At 51.7% G+C, this 25,287-nt stretch carries 21 protein-coding genes; 3 read left to right on the top strand and 18 right to left on the bottom strand.

The window, feature by feature from the left end; all coding sequences use genetic code 11:
- Positions 1-3: 3 nt before the first annotated feature.
- The 11 genes from A0W33_RS12205 to lon form a co-directional block, all read right to left on the bottom strand.
- Positions 4-2,727, bottom strand: coding sequence for an ATP-binding protein (locus A0W33_RS12205; RefSeq protein ID WP_068838396.1), 2,724 nt, complete (start codon positions 2,725-2,727; stop codon positions 4-6).
- Positions 2,724-2,942, bottom strand: coding sequence for a hypothetical protein (locus A0W33_RS12200; RefSeq protein WP_068838395.1), 219 nt, complete (start codon positions 2,940-2,942; stop codon positions 2,724-2,726). Before A0W33_RS12200 ends, A0W33_RS12205 begins: the two co-directional genes overlap by 4 nt.
- Positions 2,943-3,043: 101 nt before the next feature.
- Entirely contained in the window at positions 3,044-4,735 is a 1,692-nt protein-coding gene (locus A0W33_RS12195) for a sodium:solute symporter family protein (RefSeq protein ID WP_068838394.1), read from the bottom strand.
- A 30-nt stretch (positions 4,736-4,765) separates the two neighbouring features.
- Positions 4,766-5,029 (bottom strand): DUF4212 domain-containing protein, encoded by a 264-nt coding sequence (locus tag A0W33_RS12190; protein WP_068838393.1) that lies wholly within the window; start codon positions 5,027-5,029, stop codon positions 4,766-4,768.
- A 34-nt stretch (positions 5,030-5,063) separates the two neighbouring features.
- Positions 5,064-6,404: a hypothetical protein gene (locus tag A0W33_RS12185; RefSeq protein WP_068838392.1), complete on the bottom strand. Its 1,341-nt coding sequence runs from the start codon at positions 6,402-6,404 to the stop codon at positions 5,064-5,066.
- A gap of 314 nt (positions 6,405-6,718) precedes the next feature.
- The gene (locus A0W33_RS12180) at positions 6,719-7,138 is read right to left on the bottom strand and encodes an IS1/IS1595 family N-terminal zinc-binding domain-containing protein (protein WP_068838391.1); all 420 of its coding nucleotides are present in this window, start codon (positions 7,136-7,138) and stop codon (positions 6,719-6,721) included.
- 199 nt (positions 7,139-7,337) lie between these two features.
- Entirely contained in the window at positions 7,338-8,075 is a 738-nt protein-coding gene (locus A0W33_RS12175; protein ID WP_229802170.1) for an SDR family NAD(P)-dependent oxidoreductase, read from the bottom strand.
- Between the two features lie 64 nt (positions 8,076-8,139).
- A complete protein-coding gene (locus tag A0W33_RS12170) occupies positions 8,140-8,580 on the bottom strand; it encodes a hypothetical protein (protein WP_139237173.1) in 441 nt (146 codons plus the stop codon).
- A 180-nt stretch (positions 8,581-8,760) separates the two neighbouring features.
- Entirely contained in the window at positions 8,761-10,155 is a 1,395-nt protein-coding gene (hslU, locus tag A0W33_RS12165) for an ATP-dependent protease ATPase subunit HslU (protein WP_068838389.1), read from the bottom strand.
- A gap of 65 nt (positions 10,156-10,220) precedes the next feature.
- A complete protein-coding gene (gene porQ, locus A0W33_RS12160) occupies positions 10,221-11,267 on the bottom strand; it encodes a type IX secretion system protein PorQ (RefSeq protein ID WP_068838388.1) in 1,047 nt (348 codons plus the stop codon).
- Positions 11,268-11,467: 200 nt separating this feature from the next.
- Positions 11,468-13,960: an endopeptidase La gene (gene lon / locus A0W33_RS12155; protein WP_068838387.1), complete on the bottom strand. Its 2,493-nt coding sequence runs from the start codon at positions 13,958-13,960 to the stop codon at positions 11,468-11,470.
- Between the two features lie 221 nt (positions 13,961-14,181).
- On the opposite strand from lon, the gene A0W33_RS12150 reads away from it, so the two are divergent.
- Complete coding sequence (locus A0W33_RS12150; protein WP_068838386.1) at positions 14,182-16,155, top strand: OmpA family protein; 1,974 nt, start codon at positions 14,182-14,184, stop codon at positions 16,153-16,155.
- Positions 16,156-16,384: 229 nt separating this feature from the next.
- On the opposite strand, the gene A0W33_RS12145 is transcribed toward A0W33_RS12150, so the two are convergent.
- The 6 genes from A0W33_RS12145 to A0W33_RS12120 all read right to left on the bottom strand — a co-directional run bounded on the left by A0W33_RS12145 (position 16,385) and on the right by A0W33_RS12120 (position 22,558).
- The gene (locus tag A0W33_RS12145; RefSeq protein ID WP_068838385.1) at positions 16,385-16,888 is read right to left on the bottom strand and encodes a DUF6702 family protein; all 504 of its coding nucleotides are present in this window, start codon (positions 16,886-16,888) and stop codon (positions 16,385-16,387) included.
- A gap of 58 nt (positions 16,889-16,946) precedes the next feature.
- Positions 16,947-18,098, bottom strand: coding sequence for a LysM peptidoglycan-binding domain-containing protein (locus A0W33_RS12140; protein WP_068838384.1), 1,152 nt, complete (start codon positions 18,096-18,098; stop codon positions 16,947-16,949).
- A 14-nt stretch (positions 18,099-18,112) separates the two neighbouring features.
- Complete coding sequence (gene rseP, locus A0W33_RS12135; protein WP_068838383.1) at positions 18,113-19,426, bottom strand: RIP metalloprotease RseP; 1,314 nt, start codon at positions 19,424-19,426, stop codon at positions 18,113-18,115.
- Between the two features lie 61 nt (positions 19,427-19,487).
- Complete coding sequence (locus A0W33_RS12130; protein ID WP_068838382.1) at positions 19,488-20,639, bottom strand: 1-deoxy-D-xylulose-5-phosphate reductoisomerase; 1,152 nt, start codon at positions 20,637-20,639, stop codon at positions 19,488-19,490.
- Positions 20,640-20,729: 90 nt separating this feature from the next.
- Positions 20,730-21,032: a four helix bundle protein gene (locus A0W33_RS12125; RefSeq protein WP_068838381.1), complete on the bottom strand. Its 303-nt coding sequence runs from the start codon at positions 21,030-21,032 to the stop codon at positions 20,730-20,732.
- Between the two features lie 26 nt (positions 21,033-21,058).
- Positions 21,059-22,558 (bottom strand): GH3 auxin-responsive promoter family protein, encoded by a 1,500-nt coding sequence (locus A0W33_RS12120; RefSeq protein WP_068838380.1) that lies wholly within the window; start codon positions 22,556-22,558, stop codon positions 21,059-21,061.
- A 165-nt stretch (positions 22,559-22,723) separates the two neighbouring features.
- On the opposite strand from A0W33_RS12120, the gene A0W33_RS12115 reads away from it, so the two are divergent.
- On the top strand, positions 22,724-23,155 hold the full coding sequence (locus A0W33_RS12115) for an OsmC family peroxiredoxin (RefSeq protein ID WP_068838379.1): 432 nt from the start codon (positions 22,724-22,726) through the stop codon (positions 23,153-23,155).
- Between the two features lie 63 nt (positions 23,156-23,218).
- Positions 23,219-23,728, top strand: a complete 510-nt coding sequence (locus A0W33_RS12110) for a hypothetical protein (RefSeq protein WP_068838378.1) — start codon at positions 23,219-23,221, stop codon at positions 23,726-23,728.
- An 89-nt stretch (positions 23,729-23,817) separates the two neighbouring features.
- Here A0W33_RS12110 and dnaA read toward each other — a convergent pair whose 3' ends face one another.
- Positions 23,818-25,242 carry a chromosomal replication initiator protein DnaA gene (gene dnaA, locus A0W33_RS12105; RefSeq protein ID WP_068838377.1) on the bottom strand — a complete coding sequence of 475 codons (1,425 nt, stop codon included), beginning with the start codon at positions 25,240-25,242 and terminating at the stop codon, positions 23,818-23,820.
- Positions 25,243-25,287 lie beyond the last annotated feature (45 nt).

Here is a 25,287-nt window from a genome sequence, read left to right as displayed (position 1 = left end):
AGTTTATACTTTAGCAGCGGCGGCTGTTACCTTTACAGGCAGCGTAAAGGAGAACTTTGCTCCTTTACCCGGCTTACTCTCCAGCCACAGCCGCCCCTGGTGCGACTCAATTATTTTTTTGCTGATGGCCAGCCCCAGTCCGCTGCCCTCTGGCTTGCGGATGTTCTGGTGCTTGGCCTGGTAAAACTTGTCGAAGATCTGCTGCTGGCTCTCAGGGTCTATGCCTTTGCCGTTGTCCACCACATTCACTTTTACGTCCCCATCGATAAAGTAGCACGACACGATAATCTTGCCCTGCTCCGGATTGCAGAACTTGATGGCGTTGGAGATGAGGTTGACCAGCACCTGTATCAGGCGGTCGCGGTCGGCGTTTATACCTGGCAAACTGTGCTGCACATCCACAATCAGCTCAATGCCTTTCTCCTGTATCAGCTGCTCCAGCGCTTCCACTGATTCCTGCACAAGCTCCTTTAACTGCACTGGCTCCATGTTCAGTTTCTGGCGGCCGCTCTCAAAGCGCTCCAGGTCCAGCACCTGAGTAATCAGGCGCGTCAGTCGCTCCGACTCCTTCACGATGGTGTGCAGGAAGTGCTCCTGGTCCTCGCGGTCCATGTCAGAGTTGTCGTACAGGATTTCGGAAAGTGCCCGGATAGAAGTGAGCGGCGTGCGCAGTTCGTGCGTTACCGTCGACAGGAACTCATCCTTCAGCTCGTCCAGCTGCTTCAGGCGCTCGTTGGCGCTGCGCAGCTGCTCGGTTGCCCGCCGCAGCTCCAGCGATTTTCGCCGCAGCTCGTTGTTGATGCTGATGAGCTGCTGCGACTCCCGCAGGATGTTCAGCACTTCGTCTATACTTATCTCCTCCTCCTTCACCACCGAGGCCACCATAATGCGCGCCGACGATGTCCCGATCACGCCCGACAGCAGCTTTTCGGCATAAGTAACCAGTTTCGGGTCGGCTTTACCACTTTCATCCTCCGGAGCCGGGTACTTGCGCTGGTAAGTTTTAAGAGCCGTTTCGGTACGTTTCTCTCCAAGAAAATTCACCAGCAGCGATTTGATATCAGGTATGTACGCCGTGCCCTTCCAGACGATGGACGACTCATACACGGTGGAGTAGCGGAAAATATCCATAAACACCTCCGCCTGGTTCCGCTCCTGCGAGGTTTGCCGACTTAGCAAGGATACGCCCACGTAGAAGCCGGCGTTCAGGAACATGGTCCAGAACATGGCGTGTGAGATATAGTCCATCCCCTGCAGGCCAAAAAGGGCAAACGGCTTCAGCAGCTCGATGCCAAACGGCCCCTGCGTCATCACGCTTGGCGGCAGCATGCCCACCCCCACAATAGAGGGTATCACCAAGGTATAAAACCACAGGATGGCGCCCACCACAATGCCTGCCAGGGCACCTCCTTTGGTGCCTTCCTTCCAGAAGATACCACCTATCACGGCCGGGGCAAACTGCGCCACCGCCGCAAACGACACCAGCCCCACCTCTACGAGCGAGTAGTATTCGGCTACGCCTTTGTAATATAAATAAGCCAGCAGCAGCACCACCAGAATGCAGAGGCGGCGGCTGTAGAGCAGGATGCGCGTGAGGCGGTCCTGGTTGCTGGTTTTGAAGTAGGGTGTGTTGATCATGAGCGGCATCACCAGGTTGTTGCTCATCATCACACTTAAAGCGATGGTGGCCACGATTACCATGCTGGTGGCCGCCGAGTAACCGCCTAAGTATACCAGCAGCGCCAGCAGACTTTGCCCCTGACTCAGCGGAATGGCCAGCACAAACATATCAGCATCGTAGGTACCGGGGGCAAATAGGATGTTGCCTCCTAGTGCAATGGGCAGCACGAAAATATTGATGGCAAACAAGTATAGCGGAAACAGCCACATGGCCTTGTTCAGGTGTTGCTCGTCCACGTTCTCCACCACCGCCACCTGAAACTGGCGCGGCAGGAAAAGGATGGCCAGCATCGATAAAAACACTATCCAGAACCACTCTGCAAAGCCGCTCTCGTTGCTGAACGTCATCAGTTGCTGGAAATTCGGCAGCTGCTGCGCCTGCGCCATCACATCATCAAACCCGTTGAAAACAACATAGGTCACAAACACACCGGCTACGATAAACACCACCAGCTTCAGCACCGACTCGAATGCAATAGCCGTTACCATACCTTCGTGGCGCTCGGTGGCCTCGATATGCCGCGTGCCATACACAATGGTAAACAGTGCCAGCCCAATCGCAATAAAAAACGATGTATCCGGGAATGCTTCTACCTCGCCTGCCCTGTTCGTGAGCATGCTAAGGCTGCTGGTGATGGCTTTTAGCTGTATGGAGATATAGGGTATCACGCCCAGCACGCAGATAATAGTTACAATGCTGCCCAGCGTAATGCTTTTACCGTAGCGCGAGGAAATGAAATCGGCCAGTGTGGTGATGCGCTGCACTTTGCAGATGCGGATGATTTTGCGCAGTACCACCCACCAAAGCGGCGCCATCAGGGTGGGGCCCACATAAATAGCCAGGTACTGCAAGCCGGTGGTGGCTGCGCGCCCTACACTGCCATAGTAGGTCCAGGCGGTGCAGTACACGGCCATCGACAGCGCGTAGACGTAGGGGTTGCTGACAAAACTTTTACCTGCCACCGAACGGCGCTCTGCCCAGTAAGCCAGGCCGAACAGCAAAGCCAGGTACAGAAACGACACACCGATGACGAGCCAGTAATTCATACTTTGCCTTTCGGTTTACGAATCTGCTTCCGCTCCACAAACAGGCCGATGGCCACGATACAAGCCAGCCACACCAGCATCATGTACAAGTATAAAACAGGCACCCCCGCCACCACACCACCTTTGTTAAAGATGGAGAGCACCGGGAAATTCAACAGCACCAGGAACAGGATGCTGATGAAGAAAAGTCGCCTGCCTTTTACACGGTCGCGCATGAGTCGGTTAAGTATAAGTCTGATTCAATTAGCGACCCCACCCCTGCCTCCGTTGTGGAAGACCGGGAGTGGGGTCTGCTATTTAATGATATAAAGAACGCTTAATGTGCCCCCGTTGATGCGACTGCTCCACGCGGAATTCTGATATCCTCCACCAGGTCCTGAACATGCGCCGGCGGCGGAGGTGTCATTTTTGATATCAAAAAAGATACAATAAAATTCAGCACCATGCCAAGGGTTCCAATGCCTTCCGGCGATATATTGAACCACCAGTTTTCAGGCACATTGGCGGCAGGATTAACGAACTTGAAGTAGGAAATATACGCCAGCGTAAAGGCGAGGCCTGTTACCATACCCCAGATAGCGCCCTGCTTATTCATGGTTTTCGAGAAGATACCCATGATAATGACCGGGAAGAAAGAGGCCGCCGCCAGACCGAAGGCAAAGGCCACAACCTCGGCCACAAATCCCGGCGGGTAAATACCGAAGTAACCGGCCACTACAACAGCTGCCGTAGCTGCTATACGCGCCGCTATCAGCTCGCTTTTCTCTGATATGCCCGGCATGAACGAGTTCTTGAGCAAGTCGTGCGAAATGGAGGTAGAGATAACCAGCAACAGACCAGCCGCCGTGGAAAGCGCAGCTGCCAGACCACCGGCAGCCACCAGGGCAATAACCCAGTTAGGCAGGCGGGCAATCTCCGGATTGGCCAGCACCATAATGTCCTTATCGATGGCAAGCTCGTTCTGGTCCGCGTTCTTCACGTACTGGATGATGCCGTCAGCATTCTTGTCCGTCACCGTAATTAGGCCTGTCTTGCCCCAGTTGCCCACCCATTGCGGCATAGAAGCGATAGGTTGGTTACTGGTGGTGTTCAGCATGTTGTACATACCGAAGGCACCTACCGCCGGAGCCGTAGTATAAAGTATAGCGATAAACACCAGCGCATAACCTGCCGACATACGGGCATCTTTTACTTTCGGCACAGTGAAGAAACGCACAATTACGTGTGGCAAACCTGCCGTGCCTACCATCAGGGCCGCTGTGATAAAGAACACGTCGATGGTAGCTTTGCTGCCGTCGGTGTAGGCCGCGAAGCCTAGTTCCGTGAGCATGCCATCCAGCTTATCGAGCAGGTAGGTTCCGTCGTTCAGCTCGCTCCCCAGGCCCAGCTGCGGAATCGGGTTACCGGTGAGCATAATGGAAATAAACACAGCCGGTACCATGTAAGCGAAAATCAGCACGCAGAACTGCGCCACCTGTGTATAGGTGATGCCTTTCATACCGCCAAGCACGGCATAGAAAAGCACGATCACCATGCCGATGATCACCCCTGTCTCTATCTCCACTTCCAGGAAACGCGAAAACACGATGCCCACACCGCGCATCTGCCCGGCCACATAGGTAAAGGAGATAAAGATGGCGCAGATAACGGCCACCAAGCGCGCTGTTCTGGAGTAGTAGCGGTCGCCCACAAAATCAGGAACGGTAAACTTACCGAACTTGCGCAGGTACGGCGCCAGCAGCAGGGCCAGCAGCACGTAGCCACCTGTCCATCCCATCAGGTAAACAGAGCCGTCGTAGCCCATAAACGAGATCAGGCCGGCCATGGAAATAAAGGAGGCCGCACTCATCCAGTCGGCGGCGGTGGCCATACCGTTTGCCAGCGGACTTACGCCCCCGCCGGCCACATAAAACTCTTTGGTAGAACCGGCTCGCGACCAGATGGCGATGCCGATGTAAAGGGCAAATGTAAGGCCCACTATGATGTAAGTCCAGGTTAGGATTCCCATATATGTTGTCTTTGAGGTAAGTTAAGTTGATTAGTCTTCGTGCACATCAAACTCTCTGTCCAGCTTGTTCATCAGCCATACATAAACAAAGATGATGATGACAAAACTATAAATGGAGCCTTGTTGGGCAAACCAGAACCCAAGCTTGTAACCGCCCAGCCGGATGGCGTTGAGTTCGTCGACCAGCAGTATCCCGAATACAAAGGACACGATGAACCAAAGCGCAAGCAGTATAAAGAGAATGCGCACGTTGCGCTTCCAGTACTCCTGCATTCTTCCTTTGTTATTTTCCATTGGTGATAAGGTTAGATGTTTAAATGAGTGGATTTTATAAGTAGATCATAGCCTGCAACGTAATCTCTGGCCTATACTTCAGGTTGTTGATGCTGGTGAAGTCCGGGCGGTTGCGGTAGTTCAGCGTGAGCTTTGCGTGGTGTGCTTCTATATAAAGATTGGCCCCTACATCCAGCACTTTTGCTGCCACCCTGTCGCCGCTACCGTCCCTCAGGGCATCGAACTTGCCGTAGCTAAAGGCGGCATAGGGCTGCAGCCTTGCCTCCTCGCCGAAGGTATCCGTTGGCAGCAGGAAACCAGCCTGTCCGTAGTAGATGCTGCCTGTGCCGATTGTTGGCACGGCATTACCCCGCAGGGCGCCCCCGCCGTTGGCAGGGTTAAGGAGGCCAATGCTGCTCACATGGTTTCTGCCAAAGTCGTAGTTATAGTAAACAGCGTAGGCTGTGATAGCAGAACCTGTTTCTGTATTCAGCGGTTTGTCCAGAAAGGCATCCACGCTAAACAGGCTCATATCCTCTTCCACAGCCCTGCTACCGCCAAATCCCAGCGGCTCTTCGCGCCACATGGCATCGCTGTTGTGCAAGAAGCCCGCCCCGATGTTGAACACGTTTTTGGTGCCCAAGTAGGTGCCCACCATGTAAGGCAGCAGGTTTGACTCCTGGTCCAGGAACTGGTAGTTGAAGTAGCCCTGGTATACTTTTTTATTGTTTCGGGGATTGTAGTTGGCTGTAGTAGAGATGGCCTCTGCCGTGTTTGTCAGAAACGGGTCGTTCACCGCCACCCGGTAATCGAGCTTACCAAGCTTGCCTTTCGCAAAAACACCAAACATGCGCGCAAACTGGTCGGTGGTTTCGATGGTAGGCCAATTAAAGATGGGCGCATCGATTGCCAAAAAGTTCAGTGTGCTGGCATTGGACATGCGCGAGATGCCGTTCCAGTAATGCAAGCCGGCGCCCAGGTGCAACTGATTGCCAAATACCTTATAGTCCACATACGCATCGTGCATGAAGAGCTGCGGCTTCTTACCGTCTATAGCCGAAAGCCCCCCGCTCACCGCATTCTGGTTGTTAATACCAAAGTGCGTCACGATCAGGAAGCGGGGAGAGATCTGGGAGTAAAACAGCACCCGCGAGCGGCGCAGACCTACATCAAAGGTGCCGTCCTCGGGCTCACCATTACGGAGTGAGCCCGTGTTGTTTTCGTTGTAGCGCACCCACACCTGGTTCCATAGTATGACGCGCACATACTTTGAACCGTCCTCGTTCAGGGGCACCTTCAGTCCAGGACCATACAGCGTAGACCCTTGCGCCAGAGCGCCTCCCCCAAAGCAGCAAAGCCCAAGCCCGGCCACTACACTTAGCAACAGTTTTTTCATTGGTGTTCAGGAGTTTGCAGGTTAGTACTAGCGGACGATATGCCCTGAATCTTTCACCTATTTTAGGGAATTGCTGTGAGAAAGGTGGTGGTGAATGTACTTTTATGCTAATTTTATATAGCAAATGAAAGTATAGCGAAGAGAAAGCGGCCAGAAGCGATTTTTCCCGGGTTCTGGCCTAACTGCCCAGCTAGCGCAAGTCTTCAGGCTTGTGCCTGTCTATGATGCCGGGTTTGCAACCTCCACTGGTTTCAAAAGCCATACTTACTTGGTAGCGGTTGTACTTGGGCGTTGAGAGTGACTAATCTGTAGCGCTACTCTTTAAACCGCTTCCATTTGATCATCATGTACTTGTCGCCCAGCTCAGTGATCATCATGCCAGCGCCTTTCAGGTTGCCGCCGTTTTTGAGGTAATCTACCAGCTCAGCGTGGTTGAAGATTTTGTAGGTGGGGTGATATTCGGTTTGCTCCGGAGCCTTGATTTTATACTTGCGGACCCAGTTCATGACGGATACATGGCTGACGCCGAGGATGCGTTCTATCTCGCGGTAGCTGATTCCCTCGATGTAGAGTTGCAATGCTTTGGTAACGTAGTAGCTGTCGATGTTCTTTCCGATCTTGTTGACGGAGAAATAGTAACTGCATTTTTTGCAGCGATAGCGCTGTCTCTCATTCACGATACCGCTTTTAACTATTTCCTGCGCATCGCAGCGGGGGCAGATGGGGTGTTTCATTCAGGTGCAGCTAAAGTGATTAAACACTTACATATAGTAATTTAGCATATGTATAACAATTTAGCAACATATATTTCAAATTCATTTATCCCTGCACCTTTGTTAATCAATGGCTTAACCCCAAAACAACTGCCCAGCCATAAAAAAAGCCTTACCCTTGGGCAAAGCTCTTGTATAATGATCTAAGACAAATACGCATTTACATATCCCGCACCGACACGATTACTTCGGTATACTTGTCCGTGTTTTGCAGGAAGTGTGCTACTTTCCTGCCAACTTCTTCTGGTGCGGCTAATTCATTATTTTCTTTGTACTGCCTAAATTTCTCCACCGTGCTGAACTTGCTCACATCACTCGCCCTTATCTGCCCCTGCATGGGTGTATCTACTACCCCCGGCGACAGCGCATAAATTTTCACGCCAGTTCCGCGCTTGTCCTGCTCCAACTGCACCGTTTGCGAAAGCATGTCGATAGCGGCCTTGGAGGCGCAGTAACTGGCCCAGCCATCTACCGGATACTTGCCAGCGCCGGAGCTGATGTTCACCACCACTTTTTGCGCCGCGTGCTGCTGGTATACTTCTAAAAAGGAGTTCATCAGCATGGCAGGTACGATCACGTTCACATCAAACACAAACTCAAAGCGCTCGTTCGGCATCTTCTCGCCCACATAGCCAATATCGCCAACCACACCGGCATTGTTAATCAGCACCAACTTCGTGGCCTCCGGGTACGGCAGGAATATCTTCTGAAGATTATGTTCCACGGCCTCCACATCCGAGAAGTCCATAGGTTGGTGACGGTAATTCGGGTGCTTGATGCTGCACGTACGCGACACGCCCACGACCTGGTTGTTCTCGTCTTTCAGCAGTTCTTCCGCAATGGCTTTGCCTATGCCCTTGCTGGATCCGGTGATGATGTAGAGGTTCACTTCGCTCACAATTAGGAATGATGAATTAAGAATTATGAATTAGAGGTACGAATAGAGTGCTTAGGTAGATGCTTCATTGTACATACTCCTCGTCCCTTAACTTATTGAACAAGTCTTCGATTGTATGTTTTCCTAACTTTTCATCAAGCAGGTCATCCATCATAAGATTGTAACATTTATGTAGAGAATTACCAACATCTCCAGTGTATATGACTTCTATATTATATTCACTTTCTAGACGGTTATAGAAGTTGTAAGGAAAACCATTTTGATGTTCTTCTAAGACTCCACTACTAAAATACATGCGCACCAAACCTCTTTCAAAGTCATTCTCTGCTTTACTTTTTGCTTCATCGCAGGTATCAACAGTAAGATTAAAGTTTCTGGTCTCTTTCCAATCTGATGAATAAGACGCTTCAACTGTAATGATATAAGCTAGAACGGCAGTAAATATCGAAAGCAGAACTGCTGCAGCAACTATCGCGGAGTAGACATGTTTTGGACTTTCATTCATAATGATGTCTATAATAATCAAAACCTGATTTAAATAAAAAGAGCTGGTGCTCCTGCCACAGCAGAAACACCAGCTTTGAATTAAACAGCGATTCTGGATACTCGCGCACACCCACAGTCACGGGATAGACTCCCGCGCCAGGATGTTACTTCATAATTCAGAATTTATAATTCATCATTCCTAAAGTATATACTGACTCAGATCACGGTTTTTCACCATACCGGACAGCTTCTCCTGTACCATGGCGCGGTCTACTACGATGTGCGCGTTGGCTCCGATCTTGTCCGGCACGTCGAACAGGATGTCGTTGAGCAGGCGGCTCATTACTGTGTGCAGGCGGCGAGCTCCGATATTCTCTACCTCTGTGTTCACCTCAAAGGCGATGGAGGCAATTTCATCCAAAGCTTCGTCATTAAAAGTCAGTTCCACGTCCTCCGAAGCTAGTAACGCCTCGTACTGTTTCGTAAGGGCGTTCTTCGGGAATTTCAGGATCTGGTAGAAGTCGTCTTTGGTCAGGCTGTTCAGCTCCACGCGAATTGGGAAGCGGCCCTGCAATTCTGGGATCAAATCAGACGGCTTGGCCACGTGAAACGCACCGGCGGCGATAAACAGAATATGGTCGGTGTTAATAATGCCATACTTGGTGTTCACCGTGGAACCCTCTACAATCGGAAGCAGGTCGCGCTGCACGCCCTCACGGCTCACATCCGGACCGCCACCGCCCTTGTTGCTGGCGCTGGCTACCTTGTCAATCTCATCAATAAAGATCACGCCGGAGTTCTCAGCCTTAAAGATCGCCTCCTCCTTCACTTCATCCATGTCGATCAGCTTGGATGCCTCTTCCTCGAGTAAAATCTTACGTGCCTCGGCAATGGTTACTTTGCGTTTTTTGGTCTTTTTCGGCATCATGCCGCTGATCATCTCCTGGATGTTCATCATGGAAGCCTCGTCCATACCTGGCCCCATCACGCCCATACCCGGCATAGAGCTTTGCGACACGCGAATCTCGATTTTGCGGTCTTCCAGATCGCCGTTTCGGATCTTTTCGCGGAACTTCTCGCGCGTACGCTCATTCAGTTCATAGTCGTTGTCGGGCATCACATTCGGATCAGCAGACGTGGAAACGGGGCTGTGTGTGCGGCCCTGGATCGGCGGAATGAGCGCGTCCAGTATGATGTCTTCCACCATCTCGGCCGCTTTCTGCTTCACCTCCTCCTTCATGCGCGTCTTCACCATGTTCACCGACTGCTCCACCAGGTCGCGCACCATGCTTTCCACGTCGCGGCCCACGTAGCCTACCTCGGTAAATTTAGAGGCCTCTACCTTGGTAAAAGGCGCATCGGCAATTTTGGCTAAGCGGCGGGCAATCTCTGTTTTACCCACACCTGTTGCACCGATCATCAGAATGTTGTTCGGCACGATATCGCCTTTTATACTTTCTTCGGCATTCATGCGGCGCCAGCGGTTACGAAGCGCGATGGCCACGTTGCGTTTAGCGTCTTTCTGCCCAATGATATATTTATCCAGCTCCGCCACAATCTGGGCTGGTGTTAATGATACAATCTTATTTGCCATGTCTTTTTTTAAATTTAAACATCTTCTTCCGGCTATTGCTACGTGTTCGCGCAATTGCCGGTAGTTTAGGAACTTCTTTTCTTTTTGAGGAGCGTGCTGGTGTTGGTGCCGACGGTAACGTAGTGCGTAGCGCCCGATGGGTGAAAAAAGGCGCTGCCATAGTTCAACTCAAAGTTCCGCACCCGCAGCATGGCTCCCAACGAGAAGCCCGCTCCTCCTGCTTTTGTATCGAGCCGCAGCTCTTTGCGGCGCAAGTGGTTATATCCGGCCCGCACCTGAAAATTCTTACTGACTATAAACTCGGTTCCTACCACAAAGTGGCGGGCAATCTTATCCCCCAGCTTTTTCTCTTCCTTCACCTCGTTTCCATTCTCATCCAGCTGCCCCGGTGCGTTTGGGTCGAGGTACACTATGTCGAACTGGTAAAGGCGGTGTGCCGTGAGCGACAGCCGCACGGGCATGTGCTCTGGCTTGTATGTGATGCCCAGTTGCGCATCCCAAGGCATTTGCTGCCGCTCTCCCCCATCATAAGCCTTCACCTGGTAACCTACATTCTTAAACGCCAATCCCACTGTAAAATCCTTTTCCGGATGCTTAAATACAGCTCCCGCATCTGCCAATACACCAACCGCCTTGTTACCCGCTATACTTGACACAGCCACTTTTGCCGTTGCGCCTATCGTAAACGCCTCCACCTCCCGCGCATGCGACAGCGACAAAGTATAGTCGTTCACGTTAAAGGTGCCTTGCTCCATACCTGTCGGGTCGCGTTGTACAAAATCACCGTAGTTCAGGTAATTTATACTTGCCGCCCAGCGGCCACACTTCTCGCTACTAAAACCGTAGGCCAAACTGCTTTGTTTGATATCAGCCAGGTAACCGATATAGCTCAAACTCAACTGCCTGTCCATCTCCTTGTTCAGCAAGGCCGGGTTCGCTGAAATCATACTTATATCGTGCGCGCCCGCCGTAACATTTATTCCGCCCAAGGCCGCCAGTTTCGCGCTGTTCGGCAGTTCCAGAAATGAAAACCCACGCTGCCCCCCGATCTGCGCCTGCGCTTGCAGTGCCAGCGTTAAAAGCAGAAGCGTAAGGAGTTTGGCTCGTTGCACGGGCGATTATCTATGAATGGGCGAATGAGTGACTGCATGAATAGGCTATTTTATACTTGCTCAACCACTTTTGTCATTTCGAACGATAGTGAGAAATCTATCTGGAATTCTGAAAAGATCTCTCCTATCGTCGAGATGACAGGATTGGGTGAAATTCGCTCATTCAATCAACCACTCATTCAAAATTCAGTTATTCGAAACTACTTCTCTGCGTCAGCTTTCTCCTCCCGCACCGTCAGGTTTAGCGGATACTTTACCCGCTCCTTCAGCAGCGCGATCTTCACCACGTCGTCCACACGGTCAACGTAATGGATGTTGAGACCTTTGATGTAATGCGCCGGAATTTCGTTGATGTCCTTTTTATTTTTCTGGCAAAGTATGATATCGGTGATACCGGCGCGCTTGGCCGCCAGAATTTTCTCTTTGATGCCGCCCACTGGCAACACCTTACCGCGCAACGTAATCTCACCCGTCATCGCCAACCGCGACTTCACCTTGCGCTGCGTGAACACAGAGGCAATCGACGTGAAAATAGCGATACCGGCCGAAGGACCGTCTTTCGGCACTGCGCCTTCCGGGAAGTGAATGTGCAGGTCGTACTGGTCGAACAGGCGGTAATCAATGTCCAATAGCTCGGCGTGTGCTTTGAGGTAAGAAATTGCCGTCATGGCTGATTCCTTCATCACATCACCCAATTGGCCTGATAGCGTCAGTTTGCCCTTGCCGCGACTCAGTATACTTTCGATGAACAGGATATCACCGCCCACCGAAGTCCAGGCCAGGCCTGTCACCACACCGGCTGTATCGATGTCCTGGTAAATCTCCTTGTCGAATATCTCAGAGCCAAGAATCTTCACCACATCCTCCGGCTTGATGGAGCCGGCAAATTCCTCCTCCATCGCCTTCTGCTTGGCCGTGTTCCGCACCAATTGGCCGATCTTTCGCTCCAGGTTACGCACGCCCGACTCGCGGGTGTAGTCGTCAATTACTTTCTGGATTGTTGCCCGCGGCAGCTTCACGTCGTTTTCCTCCAGGCCATGATCCGCGATTTGCTTCGGCACCAGGTGGCGTTTGGCTATCTCGGTTTTCTCCTCCATCGTGTAGCCGGTTATTTCGATGATCTCCATACGGTCGCGCAGGGCAGGCTGAATAGTATCCAGCGAGTTGGCCGTGGCGATGAAAAGCACCTTCGACAAATCATACTCCACATCCAGGTAATTGTCCATGAACGTATGGTTCTGCTCCGGGTCCAGCACCTCGAGTAAGGCAGAGGCCGGGTCGCCACGGAAATCAGAGGCTAGTTTATCGATTTCGTCAAGTATGATGACCGGGTTAGAGGAGCCTGTTTTCTTTATCTGGCTGATGATTTTGCCTGGCATCGCGCCTACATAGGTGCGGCGGTGGCCGCGGATTTCGGCCTCGTCACGCACACCACCCAGCGACATGCGCACATAGTTACGGCCCAGGGCTTTGGCTACAGAGCGGCCCAGAGAGGTTTTACCCACGCCCGGAGGTCCGTAAAGGCACAGAATCGGCGCCTTCATGTCGTTCTTCAGCTTGAGCACGGCCAGGTACTCCACAATGCGCTCCTTTACTTTCTCCAGCCCGTAATGGTCTGCGTCCAGTATCTTTTTGGTGCGTTTCAGGTTGAAGTTGTCTTTGGTATACTCGCTCCAGGGCAAATCCAGCAAAAACTCCAGGTAGTTCACCGACACCGGGTACTCGGCCGCCTGAGGGTTCAGGCGGGCCAGCTTGTCCATCTCTTTCTTGAAATGCAGCGCCACCGGCTCCGGCCACTTCTTTTTCAGGGCACGCTCGCGGAAACGCTCTATTTCCTGGTCCGGCCCCTCCTGCCCCAGCTCGTCCTGCAATACTTTTATCTGCTGCCGCAGGAAATAATCCCGCTGCTGCTGGTCAATGTCGGTATGTACTTTCGAGTGGATTTCCTGCTTTAGTTCGAGCAGCTGTATTTCGCGCAGCATGAGTTCCAGCAACTGCGTGCCGCGCTCCCTGCCATCGTTCACCTCCAGCAGCTCCTGCTTCTGCGCCACCTCCACGTTCAGGTTGCTCGACAGGAAGTGCGTCAGGAAGCTTGGGCTATCGATATTATCGAGGGCCACCTGCGCCTCCTGCGGAATCTCGGGGTTCAGCTTCAGCATTTTGCCCGCCGCATCTTTCAGCGATTGCACCAGCGCCTTCACCTCCTTCTTGCTCTTATCCATCGGCGTCTCCTCGCACAGGCTCACGCGCGCGGCCAGGTACGGGTCTTCCTGCGTAACCTCCTCTACTTTAAAGCGGCTCTGCCCCTGAATGATGATCGTGGTGTTCCCATCGGGCAGCACCAGCATCTTCAGGATTTTGGCAATGGTGCCAACGCTGTAGATATCATCGGCCGACGGATCGTCGGAGTTGGTGTTCTTCTGCGCCACCACACCCACAATCTTGTCGCCGTTGTGGGCCTTGCGCACCAGCTTCACCGACTTTTTGCGGCTCACCGTTATCGGCAGCACCACACCCGGGAAAAGCACCGTGTTACGGACTGCCAACAGCGGCAGCTCGTCAGGCAGGTCCTCCAGTTTTATATCATCCTCAACATCAGCCGTTATAATGGGAATAAGCTCCGGTCCTTCGTCATCTGCAATGTTGCTCAAAAGTAAATTTTGTAAAAAATTCTCTAGTGTATGGTTTTTCATAGGTTATTCAATGCCATTTTGACAGAAGAACACTGTTCCTCCCCCGGTTTTTCTGTACTGCTATTGGTGTTCAAGTCTTGTGCCAAGGCGCTTTCAGGTGATGAATTGTCGGGTTTGTGCCGTGCAAGGCCCGGAATCAAAAAAAGAAGCGATAACAGGGCCTGTTCGTAACAATATAGCGCAAAAGTGATATCTTTAGGCTTTGTGTTAAATACAAGCTAATGAAGCGTCTGTTTTTATTCGTTTTCTTGCTGCCACTGCACCTTTCTTCCTTCCAGACGCAGGCACAGGAGCTCAGGCACGTCCCCTTAGAGCAACCCGAGGCAGGACTTAAAATTCACAAATCGGTGCCCCAGCAGGAGTTGCACCTCGATTTCCCCAATTTAAACAAAATCCCCTACTATCACGACCGCAAGCAGCTTGCGCTGATACAAAAACTCGAAAAGCGCAGGCAGTACGACAAGGTGCTCCCCCTGCTGGAGAAGTATGTGTTTCAGTTCGGGACCCAAAACTTTTACAAGGACACCCGTCTGCTCTGGCGGCTGGGGCAGCTGCACGAGCGCCAGGGCAACAAAGAGAAGGCCAAGGCGCTGTTCCGCCTCGTGCTCAAGCACCATCGCTCCGACATCACACAGATAAAATCTTACTACGACTCGCTGGAGCAGAACACCAAGGACTATTACGTGCCGCTGGACTACTATTACGAGCTGGTGGAGTACCGCAAGGCCATCGCTACCTTTAAGCCGCCACAGGGCGTGTACCTGAACATGGGCAACCCCATCAACTCGCCTTATGCCGATTACGGCCCTACCCTAAGCGATGAGAACGAGGTGTTCATTTATACGTCGAAGCGCAATATGGATGACTTTAAGGGCCGCGCGAACGAGGATTTATACTACAGCAAGCAGAACAACGGCTTTTGGGAGGAGGCGAGGTCATTTGGCAAGCCCATCAACAGTATATTCAACGAGGGCTCTGCCTGCCTGAGCCGCGATGGCAAGACGCTGTACTTCGCCCGCTGTGAGGCACCCGACGGCTTTGGCAACTGCGACCTGTATAAGGCCACGATGCAGGCCGACGGCTCGTGGGGAGAAATTCAGAACCTCGGTGCGAAGGTAAACAGCGATGCCTGGGACTCGCAGCCCACCCTTTCGCAGCAGGAGGACACCCTGTACTTCGCCTCAGACCGGCTGGGCGGTTTTGGCCTTTCCGACATCTACTATACTTACAAAAACAAGAAGGGCGAGTGGGCACAAGCGCAGAATATCGGGCCGGTGATCAACACCCGCGAAAGCGAGGTAAGCCCGTTTCTGCACCCTAAGTTCCGGGTTTTATACTTCAGCTCGCGCGGCCAGCTCAACAACTTCGGCGACTTCGACATCTATAAAACCTATCAGGTGAAAGGAAACTGGCAGGAACCGCGCAACATTGGTCCGTTGGTAAACGGCCGGGGCAGCGAGTATTACTTCACCATCGATGCCGCCTCAAAAAATCTCTACTACGCGCGCTCCGAACCAGACGACATGCAGAACCTGGACCTGTACTCTTTCCCGCTGCCCATGGAGGCGCACCCGCTGGCGGTAACCAAGGTGGAGGGCACCCTGAAAGATTCTGTCTCGAACAAACCACTGTCCGGGGTGATCTCCATCATCGACCTGGAAAACGGTATTGAGATTTCGAGCAAGTACATCCGCCCCGACGGATCCTTTGAGTTTGACCTGATCGACAACACCAAGTATATGATCCTGATACAGAGTGAGGATTTCTTTACCATTGAGCGGGAGCTGCAACTGAAAGACGATACCTCCATCCACTTGATGACCACCATGATTGACTACAACATTCCGCTGGTGTTTCAGAACATCGAGTTTGACCAGAACCAGTCTACCATCAAACCGGAGATGGAGCCTGTGCTGGACGAGGTGGCTTATTTCATGATCGACCACCCGACTTACCAGTTGGAGATTGCCGGCCACACCGACGGTGCCGGAGACGCTGAGTTTAACCTTTCCCTCTCACAGGACAGGGCTGATGCCATCAAGAAGTACATTGAAGAGAAAGTGAACCTGGAAGACGGCCGCATTATCGCGATTGGATACGGCAGCCGCATGCCACTCAAGGAAGAGAAGACCGAGGAAGACCGCCGCATTAACCGCCGCGTGGAGTTCACGGTGATAAAGCCAAAGAAGAAGTAAGAACTGCTGTTTTGTTTAATGCTTGAAGTGGGAAAACCTCGCGGTGTCCGGAGGTCCCGCGAGCGTTTGGGCTACGGAGCAACAGCTGATTCCGCTTCAGACGCTCGCAGGAGCTGCGCACACTGCGAGGTCTTCTGCTACTCGCTGCTAGGCCTTCATCATCACTTGAAAAGCAAAAAGGCTGAACCGCTCGTGCAGTTCAGCCTTTCTTTATACTTATAGTTTATACTTACAGCGCTACTTTCTTCTCTGTTTCGCCGCGCTGTAGCAGCACACTCTCCGTTTTGCCCTTGTAGTTGATGTTCACGATGTTCATCTGATCAGAGAACAGCTCGGTGAGAATAGCGTTTTTAACGTACAGCTGTGTCAGCGTCTCCTGCTTTACCAGAACCTCCAGGTATACCCACACCACATCCGCTTCCGCCTCAGAGCCAATAAACTTATGCTTTATCGGCTTGTCTTTCTCTACTTCAAAGGCGAGGGTTGTATTTAAATAATCTGCGAGGTGCTTTTGAACCTGATCAGACGTCTGGTTGTACTCCACCTTTGTCTTGGTACGGCGCGAGAGAATATTCTCTAGGTCATCCATAAATATCCTCACTGCAACCTGCAATGTTTGGGTGCGGGGGTCAAACTGCACGTCGGCAATGCTGGCGTGGTAATCGTGGGCGGCGGCAGGGCGTGCTACAGCAAAAGCCAGCAATAGCAGGAGGGCAAGGAATCTATACTTCATACTTGAAAGAATAATCTGTTTCGGCACGTAAGAAGCAAGATTGATACCAATAATAAGGCTATTTGGTATTTGGCAAATCAGAAAGTACCCGATCTGCCATATTCGGCATGCTGTCGCTCACAATGCGCTCTACGTTGTTGATGTTGGACTGGTACGGCACCTTCACTTTATTTCCGGAAACCAGCTTGCCTGTGTTGTCATAGATGCTGTAGTGCACCATAAAGTCACGCTCATAGTTCAGTGCGGCACGGTCGAGGCAATTCTCATAGATCGTTTTTACCTCAAACTGATTGATGAAAACGTAATAGTCGATGCCGTACTGGTTGTTGAAGTAGCTGAAGAATTTCGGGTCCTTCACAGTAGCGCCGAAGTGCTTGTCTGGGTCTTGGGCAACAGGCACGGTGGACGGCTCTCCCCGGGAGCCAATCCTGTCTTTTTGGTCCTTCACCCAATTCAGCACGCTGGGCCCCTTGTCTTCCTTTACCTCCGGCTGGTGGTTAAAACGCGACTGCTTGTTATCCTGGTACGCGTAGTGCAGCGACTTATACACCCGACTCAGCTCGCTCACGCTATCGCGGTACACGCCGCCCAGCAAGTGTATGGTTTCATAGCCCTCCGGTGCCAGCATGGCATTCAGGCGGCCGCGGAACACGTGGCGCACGTTCTGCATCGGGATCTTGGACTGGCGCGCAATCTCGGCATCGGCATCGGAGAAGTATAGGTGCGGGTCGAAGGGAATAACCAGGATGCGGCTTTTGGTTTTATCGGCGGCAAGCTTTGGCGCCGGTGCCGGCGCGGCAGAGTTGCTTTCCACTTGCTGCTTTGCGGTTGTTGCACCACCCCTTTCAGCTGTGTTACTTTTTGCTGCAGGAACGGCTTTGGCGGCAACAGCAGGTTTTGATGCCGCAGCGGCAGGCTTGGCAGCTGCTACAGCACTTTTTTTCTTTGGATTGGCAAGGTAGAGGGTCTGCCCGATTTGCAGGAGGTTCTTATTCCAACGCTGCAGCGAGTCGAGTGGCACGTTGAAGCGGCGGGAGAGGCTGTAGTAGGTATCGCCCTGCTGCACCAGGTAGGTGCTATCGCCCTGAAGGGCGATAGCTTGGTATTTTATACTTGCAGGTGCTTTGGCCGGTGAAGCTTCAGCTTGGGTAAGTGCAAAAACTAAAAATAAACTTAAGCTTGTGAGGGTGTACTTTACGACGAACTTCATGGAGGTATCTTTAGTTAAAAGATAATCTTGAACACATCGTTAAAGATAGCAAAAGCCATTAAACCTAACAATAAAACCATGCCCACTTTCTGGGCGTTCTCTAAAAAGTTATCAGACGGCTTGCGGCCACTGATGATCTCGTATGTTAAAAATACAACATGGCCGCCATCCAGTGCCGGAATCGGTAGGAAGTTCATAAAGGCCAGTACCATCGATAACATGGCCGTGATGCTCCAGAACTTGTACCAGTTAAACGTATCGCCAAATATTTGGGCAATGCCAATCGGGCCACTGAGCGACTTGGAGGCAGACATCTCCCCACGGAAAATCTTGCCGAAGCCTTTCAGGTTTGCCGTGATCACACCAAAGGCCTGTTCTGTGCCCATTGGGATAGACTCTCCCAGGCTGTACTCGCGCGTGGCCAGCTGCACCAGCGGCTCCTGGTAAAAGCCCAGGGTACCGTCGTCGCCAACTTCGGCTTGCAGCTTAATCGGTTTGCCGTTTCGCTCCACCACCATCACCACTTTTTTACCGGCATTGGCCAGCATGGCTTCCTGGAAATCATTGAAGAACATGACGTTCTTGCCGTTGATGGTTTTGAAGGTATCGCCTACCTTTAAGCCTGCCTCATCGGCAGCACTGCCTTTAACCACCTGGCCTACTTTGAATGGTAAACGCGGCTGTACAAACAGCATGCGCTCTTCCTTGTCTGCCAGCTTATCTGCCAGGTCAACAGGCACTTTTAAGTCAATCAGCTCGCCGTTGCGCTCCACTGTGTAGTAGGAGTTACGGCCAAGTATGGCATCAATAGAGTATACATCGTTGAACCGCTGCAGCTTCTCGCCGTTCACAGCCACTACTTTATCGCCGGTGCGGAAACCGATGTCCTGGCCTATCTCGTTAGGCACTACGCCATACTTTGCCTCAGAGGCAGGCAGGTAGCTTTCACCGTAGCTGTAGGTCAGGGCCACATAAATAACGATGCCGGTGATCACGTTCACGATAATACCGCCCATCATCACGATGAGGCGCTGCCAGGCTGGCTTGGCACGGAATTCCCATGGCTTCGGCTCCTCTTTCAGCGCCTCCGTGTCCATGGATTCGTCTACCATACCGGAAATCTTCACGAAACCGCCCAGCGGGATCAGGCCCAGCATGTACTCTGTTTCACCGAACTTCTTGCTGAAAACCTTAGGCGGAAAGCCAATGGCGTACTTCTCCACGCGCATACCAAACCACTTGGCCGCCAACATGTGTCCCAGCTCGTGTAATCCAACTAATATCGTAAGCCCCAGAATGAGCTGGGCTACCATTACTACTATATCCATCTAAAAAAGAAAAGTTTATACTTGGTTGTAGTCTGTTACTCTTAGGAAACAGGCTGTGTAATTACTTGTTCAGCAACGCAGAAGCGTACGCCCGTGCCTCCCTGTCTGTGGTAACATAGTCCTCGTAAGAAGGATTCGCAATATACGCAACTTTTGCCATACAGCTCTCCAGGATATCGGACATCTGCAGGAATCCCACCTCATCACGCAAAAAGGCACTGACAGCCACTTCATTAGCAGCATTCAGGATGCAGGCCATATTGCCTCCACGCTCCATGGCATCGAAGGCCAGCTGCAGGTTGCGGAACGTTTTCATGTCGGGCTGTTCAAACGTAAGCTGCGGGTAATCCAGGAAGCTGAAGCGCGGGAAATCTGATTTCAGGCGCTCAGGATACCCAAGGGCATACTGTATGGGCAATTTCATGTCAGGCAAGCCAAGTTGCGCTTTAATGGAACCGTCCTCAAACTGCACCAGCGAATGCACAATTGACTGCGGGTGCACCACCACCTCAATCTGGTTGTTGCGCAGCCCGAACAGCCACTTGGCCTCAATCACTTCCAACCCCTTGTTCATCAGAGAGGCCGAGTCGATGGTGATCTTGGCGCCCATGTCCCAGTTCGGGTGCTTCAGGGCCTGTGCCTTGGTAACCTGCGCCAGCTCTGCGGCGCTCTTGCCTCTAAACGGTCCGCCGGAGGCAGTCAGTATGATTTTCTCGATCGGGTTGTGGAATTCACCTACCAGGCACTGAAAAATGGCGCTATGCTCGGAATCAACTGGGTAAATGTTGACGCCATACTGCTTTGCCAGGTCAGTGATTAGTTTTCCGGCCACCACCAGCGTTTCCTTGTTAGCCAGGGCAATTTGCTTGCCAGCTTTGATGGCGTGTATGGTTGGCAACAGGCCGGCATAGCCCACCATGGCAGTTAACACCATGTCTACGGTGCCCATTTCCACCACGGAACACAGGGCTTTGCTGCCAGTGTATACTTTGATGTCCTCGTGCTGCAGCGCCTGCTGCACCTGCTCGTACAGGTCTTCGCGGGAAATAACGATGGTGTTGGGTCTGAATTCCAGTGCCTGCTGTATCAGCAGTTCGGCGTTGCTGTGCGCAGTGATTACTTCCAGTTCGAAGCTTTCCGGGTTTGCCCTGATCACGTCCAGCGCCTGTGTACCGATGGAGCCGGTAGAGCCAAGTATGGCGATTCTCTTCATGGTGAGTTACGAATTACGAGTTCCTAGTTCCGAGTTGGTTTTGCTCTTTCCCTGACTCGTTAGGATTATACTATTTAAAATTTTCGTGAGCTACAGGCAATCCGCTTGTATGCTCTCAAAGTGTTTAGTTTCGATGTAGCCTGTCTCATGTAAGAGCCTCAGCCAGTAGGATGTTTCCCGCGCCTCTTTCCTTGCAATGCTTAACTTATGTATGAAATCTGCCGTTGATTGTCCTCCAGTGGCTTCTTCCACGTTTGCTCCAATAGAAGTTCCGCTGCGTAGTACCTGCTTCGATAGAATAAATTCTTTTTTATCCTTAGAAAGGTGCTGATACATTCTTACCACCCGCACAGCAAAAGCATAAGCCTTTTCTGAAACTATACTTTTACTCATGAGTTTTCAGATAAATTAACTCGGAATTAGGAACTCGTAACTGCCAGCAACCCTCCAGCTAATTTCCGATCATTACTTAACCGCGGTACTTTATTCTGCCCGCCCAACTTGCCCTGCGACTTCATGTAACTTTGAAAGGCACCGCGTGGCAAGGCTGTTAACTTTAGTTTCTGCAGAATATTGCCGGCAATCAGGTCATCGTAGTAAGAGTTCAGTTGGCGGAGTTGCTTGTCCAGCTCTGCCGCAAAGGCAGCTTCGTTGGCGGGTTTGATGGCAAACTCCACCAGCCATTCATGGCAGGAAGCCCCTTCGTTCTGGCTCACAAACGGGGCCACGGTAAACTCGATCAGCTCTACCTCCGGAAACTTGGCCATGGTCAGTTTCATCGCCTTCTCTACCTCTTCGCCGATCACGTGCTCACCGAAAGCGGATATAAAATGCTTGATGCGGCCGCTCACGATCAGCTTGTACGGCTTAACGGAGGTGAATTTTACTGTGTCCCCGATAGAATAACTCCAGAGGCCGGCATTGCTGCTCACCACCAGCGCGTAGTTCACGCCCGGCTCCACCTCCCCTATCGTCAGGCGGGTCGGGTTCTCGTTAAAGTATTCTTCCGTAGGTATAAACTCGTAGAAAATTCCAGCATCCAGCAGCAGCAGCAGCCCCGGGTCGTTTTGCTTGTTCTGAAAGGCAAAAAAGCCTTCTGAGGCGGGGAACAGCTCAATCGAGTCTACCTGCTGGCCGATCGACTCGAACAGTTTTTTGCGGTAAGGCTCAAAGTTAACGCCGCCGTACACAAACAGCTGAAAGTTCGGAAAAATATCCTTGATCGGTTTTCCAGTCTGCCGAATGAGCTTATCAAAATACATCTGCACCCAGGGCGGAATCCCTGAGATCAGGGTCATGTCCCGGTCAATGGTTTCCTCCACGATCTGGTCGAGCTTCGTTTCCCAGTCGTCGATGCAGTTGGTTTTGTAGCTGGGCAGCTGGTTCGTGCGCAGGTAACCAGGCACATGGTGGTTGGCGATGCCTGACAGCCGCCCGGTGTTGATGCCGCTCACCTGCTCCAGCTCCGGGCTGCCTGACAGGAAAATCATCTTGCCATCGAGAAAAGCGGATTTGCCCGTTTCGTGCACGTAGGCCAGCAGCGCATCTTTGGCGCCGTTAATATGGTTCGGAATGGAATCGCGGGTGATGGGAATATACTTGGTGCCGGAGGTGGTGCCGGAGGTTTTGGCCAGGTACAGTGGTTTTCCGGGCCATAGTACATCGTTTTCGCCCTGCTTTACCAGGTTAAAGTATGCCGAAAGCGCCTCATAGTCCCGTACGGGCACTGCCTTCACAAAATCAGCGTGCGATTTTATACTTGCAAAGCTATGGTCACGGCCGAATTTAGTTGCCTGTGCTTTTTGTACCAGGTTCTTAAAAACTGCCTGCTGCGCCGCCACAGGATTCTCTACCCAACGTTGATGTTTTTTATGCACATAGGCAGCCAGTGGCTTGCTCAGCAATGCTTTTACACCCATAAGATTCTATCTGATGAAAAGTAAAGATAACGAGATAAAGCAGCAATGCCACAAAACAGCCTATTTATGGGCACACAACCCTTCGGTTTCAAACCGGGTAAACAAGAAACATTCTAACACAGTAGCAGTTTTATGAACTAGCTTTCACAAAAAAACGACAGACACATGAAAAAACATGAAGCACAAGCCAGATGGAACAAAGGCCTTAAAGACGGCGAAGGAGAAGTAAAATCAGGAAACGGCGCATTGCAGGCCAAGTATACTTTTGCCTCGCGCTTCGGCGACAGCAACAGCGGCACCACACCTGAGGAACTGATTGGAGCTGCACACGCCGGCTGCTACTCCATGTTCCTGAGCGCCCTGATGGGAAAACAGGACATCACACCAGACTATATTGAAACCAAAGCCGTGGTAACGCTGGGCGAGCAGGACAGCGCCCCCACCATCCTGAAGATAGAACTCACCACCGAGGCCAAGGTAGAGGGACTAGACAATGAACAGTTCCAACAGCTGGCGCAGGAGGCGAAAGCAGGCTGCCCGGTGTCGAAGGCACTAAGTTCGGTGCCGGAGATCACGGTACAGGCATCACTTGTGTAATATTTCATTATATTGCATGTGAGGCCGCTTGCCGGCACTAATGTATCACCAAATATTTAAAGAATGGCAGTATCTGGTAGTAGTGCCCGATCGAGTATGATTGTGCAGCTAAGCCCAACGCGTAATGCAAAACTTTCATTTACAGTGCAGCTTATACTTACGCTGTTCTGGATAAGCTGGGCGGCAATGCTTCTCTTCTCTGAAGAGCGCACCGGTGGCGAGAACTACCTGTACTATGCCTTTTTTGGGCTGGCCATTGCCTTCTTGTTTTACGTGGTGCTGCAGAACACCTCGGTTTTCGGGGTGCAGTCTTACATCGAGATAACGGAACAGTACATTGTCCAGAAATTCGGTGTGTTCCGCACGAAGCATTTGGTGCAGATTCCGGATATAGCAGCGGTGCACATTACGCCCCTGGCCCTGCGCCTCACCCTGAAGGACGGTGCGCAAGTATACCTCGACCTGAAGCAGGTGCGCAAAAAACGCGACCTCGACCGGATCAAGAATAAGATTCGCGATATGGCCGAAGAGCACCAGTTTGAGCTTTCTGACACGGTAGGCAACAGAATTTAAATTAAGGATAAGCATAAAATAGAACGGCGTCCACACTTGCAAGTATGGACGCCGTTCTATTTTATGCTGTCTCTCTTGAGTAGCTGCTCTTAGCCACTCTTGGATTTGAATTTCTTCTGTAGTTCCTGAATGCTGGCCTTGAACTTCTTGTCTGTGTCGATCAGGTCAGAAACCGTTTGCACCGAGTGAATTACCGTGCTGTGGTCACGGCCGCCGAAGTGATAACCGATGGACTTGAGCGAGTGGCTGGTGAATTCCTTAGCGAAGTACATGGCCACTTGGCGCGCCGTCACAATTTCTTTCTTGCGGGTTTTGGCTTTCAGCGAGTCCAGGCTTACCTGGAAGTACTCGGCCACCGTTTTCTGGATGAAGTCGAGGTTCACCTCGGTCTCCACATCCTCTATAATATGCTTTAGGGCCTGCTTGGCAAGCTCCAGGTCAATTTCTTTTCTGTTGAGCGATGACTGCGCGATCAGGGAGATCAAAACACCCTCCAGCTCACGCACGTTCGTGTCTACGCTGTAAGCCAGGTACTCCACCACGTTGTCCGGGATGTCAATGCCGTCGCCCTGCATCTTTTTCTGGATGATGGCCATGCGCGTTTCAAAATCCGGGCTCTGCAGGTCGGCTGTAAGGCCCCACTTAAAGCGGGACAGCAGGCGCTCCTCCAGGCCTTTCAGGTCGCGTGGAGGGCAGTCAGATGTCATCACAATCTGCTTGCCGGACTGGTGCAGGTGGTTGAAGATGTGGAAGAACATTTCCTGCGTCTTCTCCTTGCCGCTCAGAAACTGCACGTCGTCAATGATCAGGATATCAACCAGCAAGTAAAAGTTGGCAAAATCCTGCACGTTGTTTGTCTTCAGGGACTCGATGAACTGGTTCACGAACTTCTCCGACGACACGTAAAGCACAAACTTCTCCGGGTTTATGTTTTTGATGTTGTTGCCGATGGCCTGCACCAGGTGCGTTTTGCCAAGCCCCACACCGCCGTAAATCATGAGCGGGTTAAAAGAAGTAGTACCCGGTTTGTTGGCCACGGCATAACCCGCCGAGCGCGCCAGACGGTTACAGTCTCCCTCTATGTAATTCTCAAAAGTATAGGATGGGTTAAGCTGCGAGTTCAGGAAATTGCGGTCGATGGTCTTCGACTCGAACGGGCTCTTAATGAAGTTTTGCTCCGGCCTGTATGAGTTAACCACCGCCTGCGGGATCTTCTTGGTGGGAATATTCACCGTCTGCGGCTTGTTCGACTCGTTGCCCCTATCCACAATGATGGAGTACTCCAGACGGCCTTCGCTGCCCAGCTCCTGGTAGATGACCTTCTTTAGAAGCTGCACATAGTGCTCCTCCAGCCACTCATAAAAGAATTGGCTGGGCACTTGTATGGTTAACACGCTATCTCGCAGCGATATAGGCTTTATCGGCTCAAACCAAGTCTTGTAACTCTGTTCGCCAATATTATCCTTGATCACCTGGAGGCAGTTATTCCATACAGTTGAACAGTCTTTGATCATCCAATTTTCCAAAACACATCAGATTTGTTTGGTGTAACAAACGGC

The organism is Pontibacter akesuensis, from assembly GCF_001611675.1.
Lineage (GTDB): Bacteria > Bacteroidota > Bacteroidia > Cytophagales > Hymenobacteraceae > Pontibacter > Pontibacter akesuensis.
The sequence above is the reverse complement of the archived record's forward strand: the minus strand, read 5'-3'. Positions and strand labels throughout refer to the sequence as shown.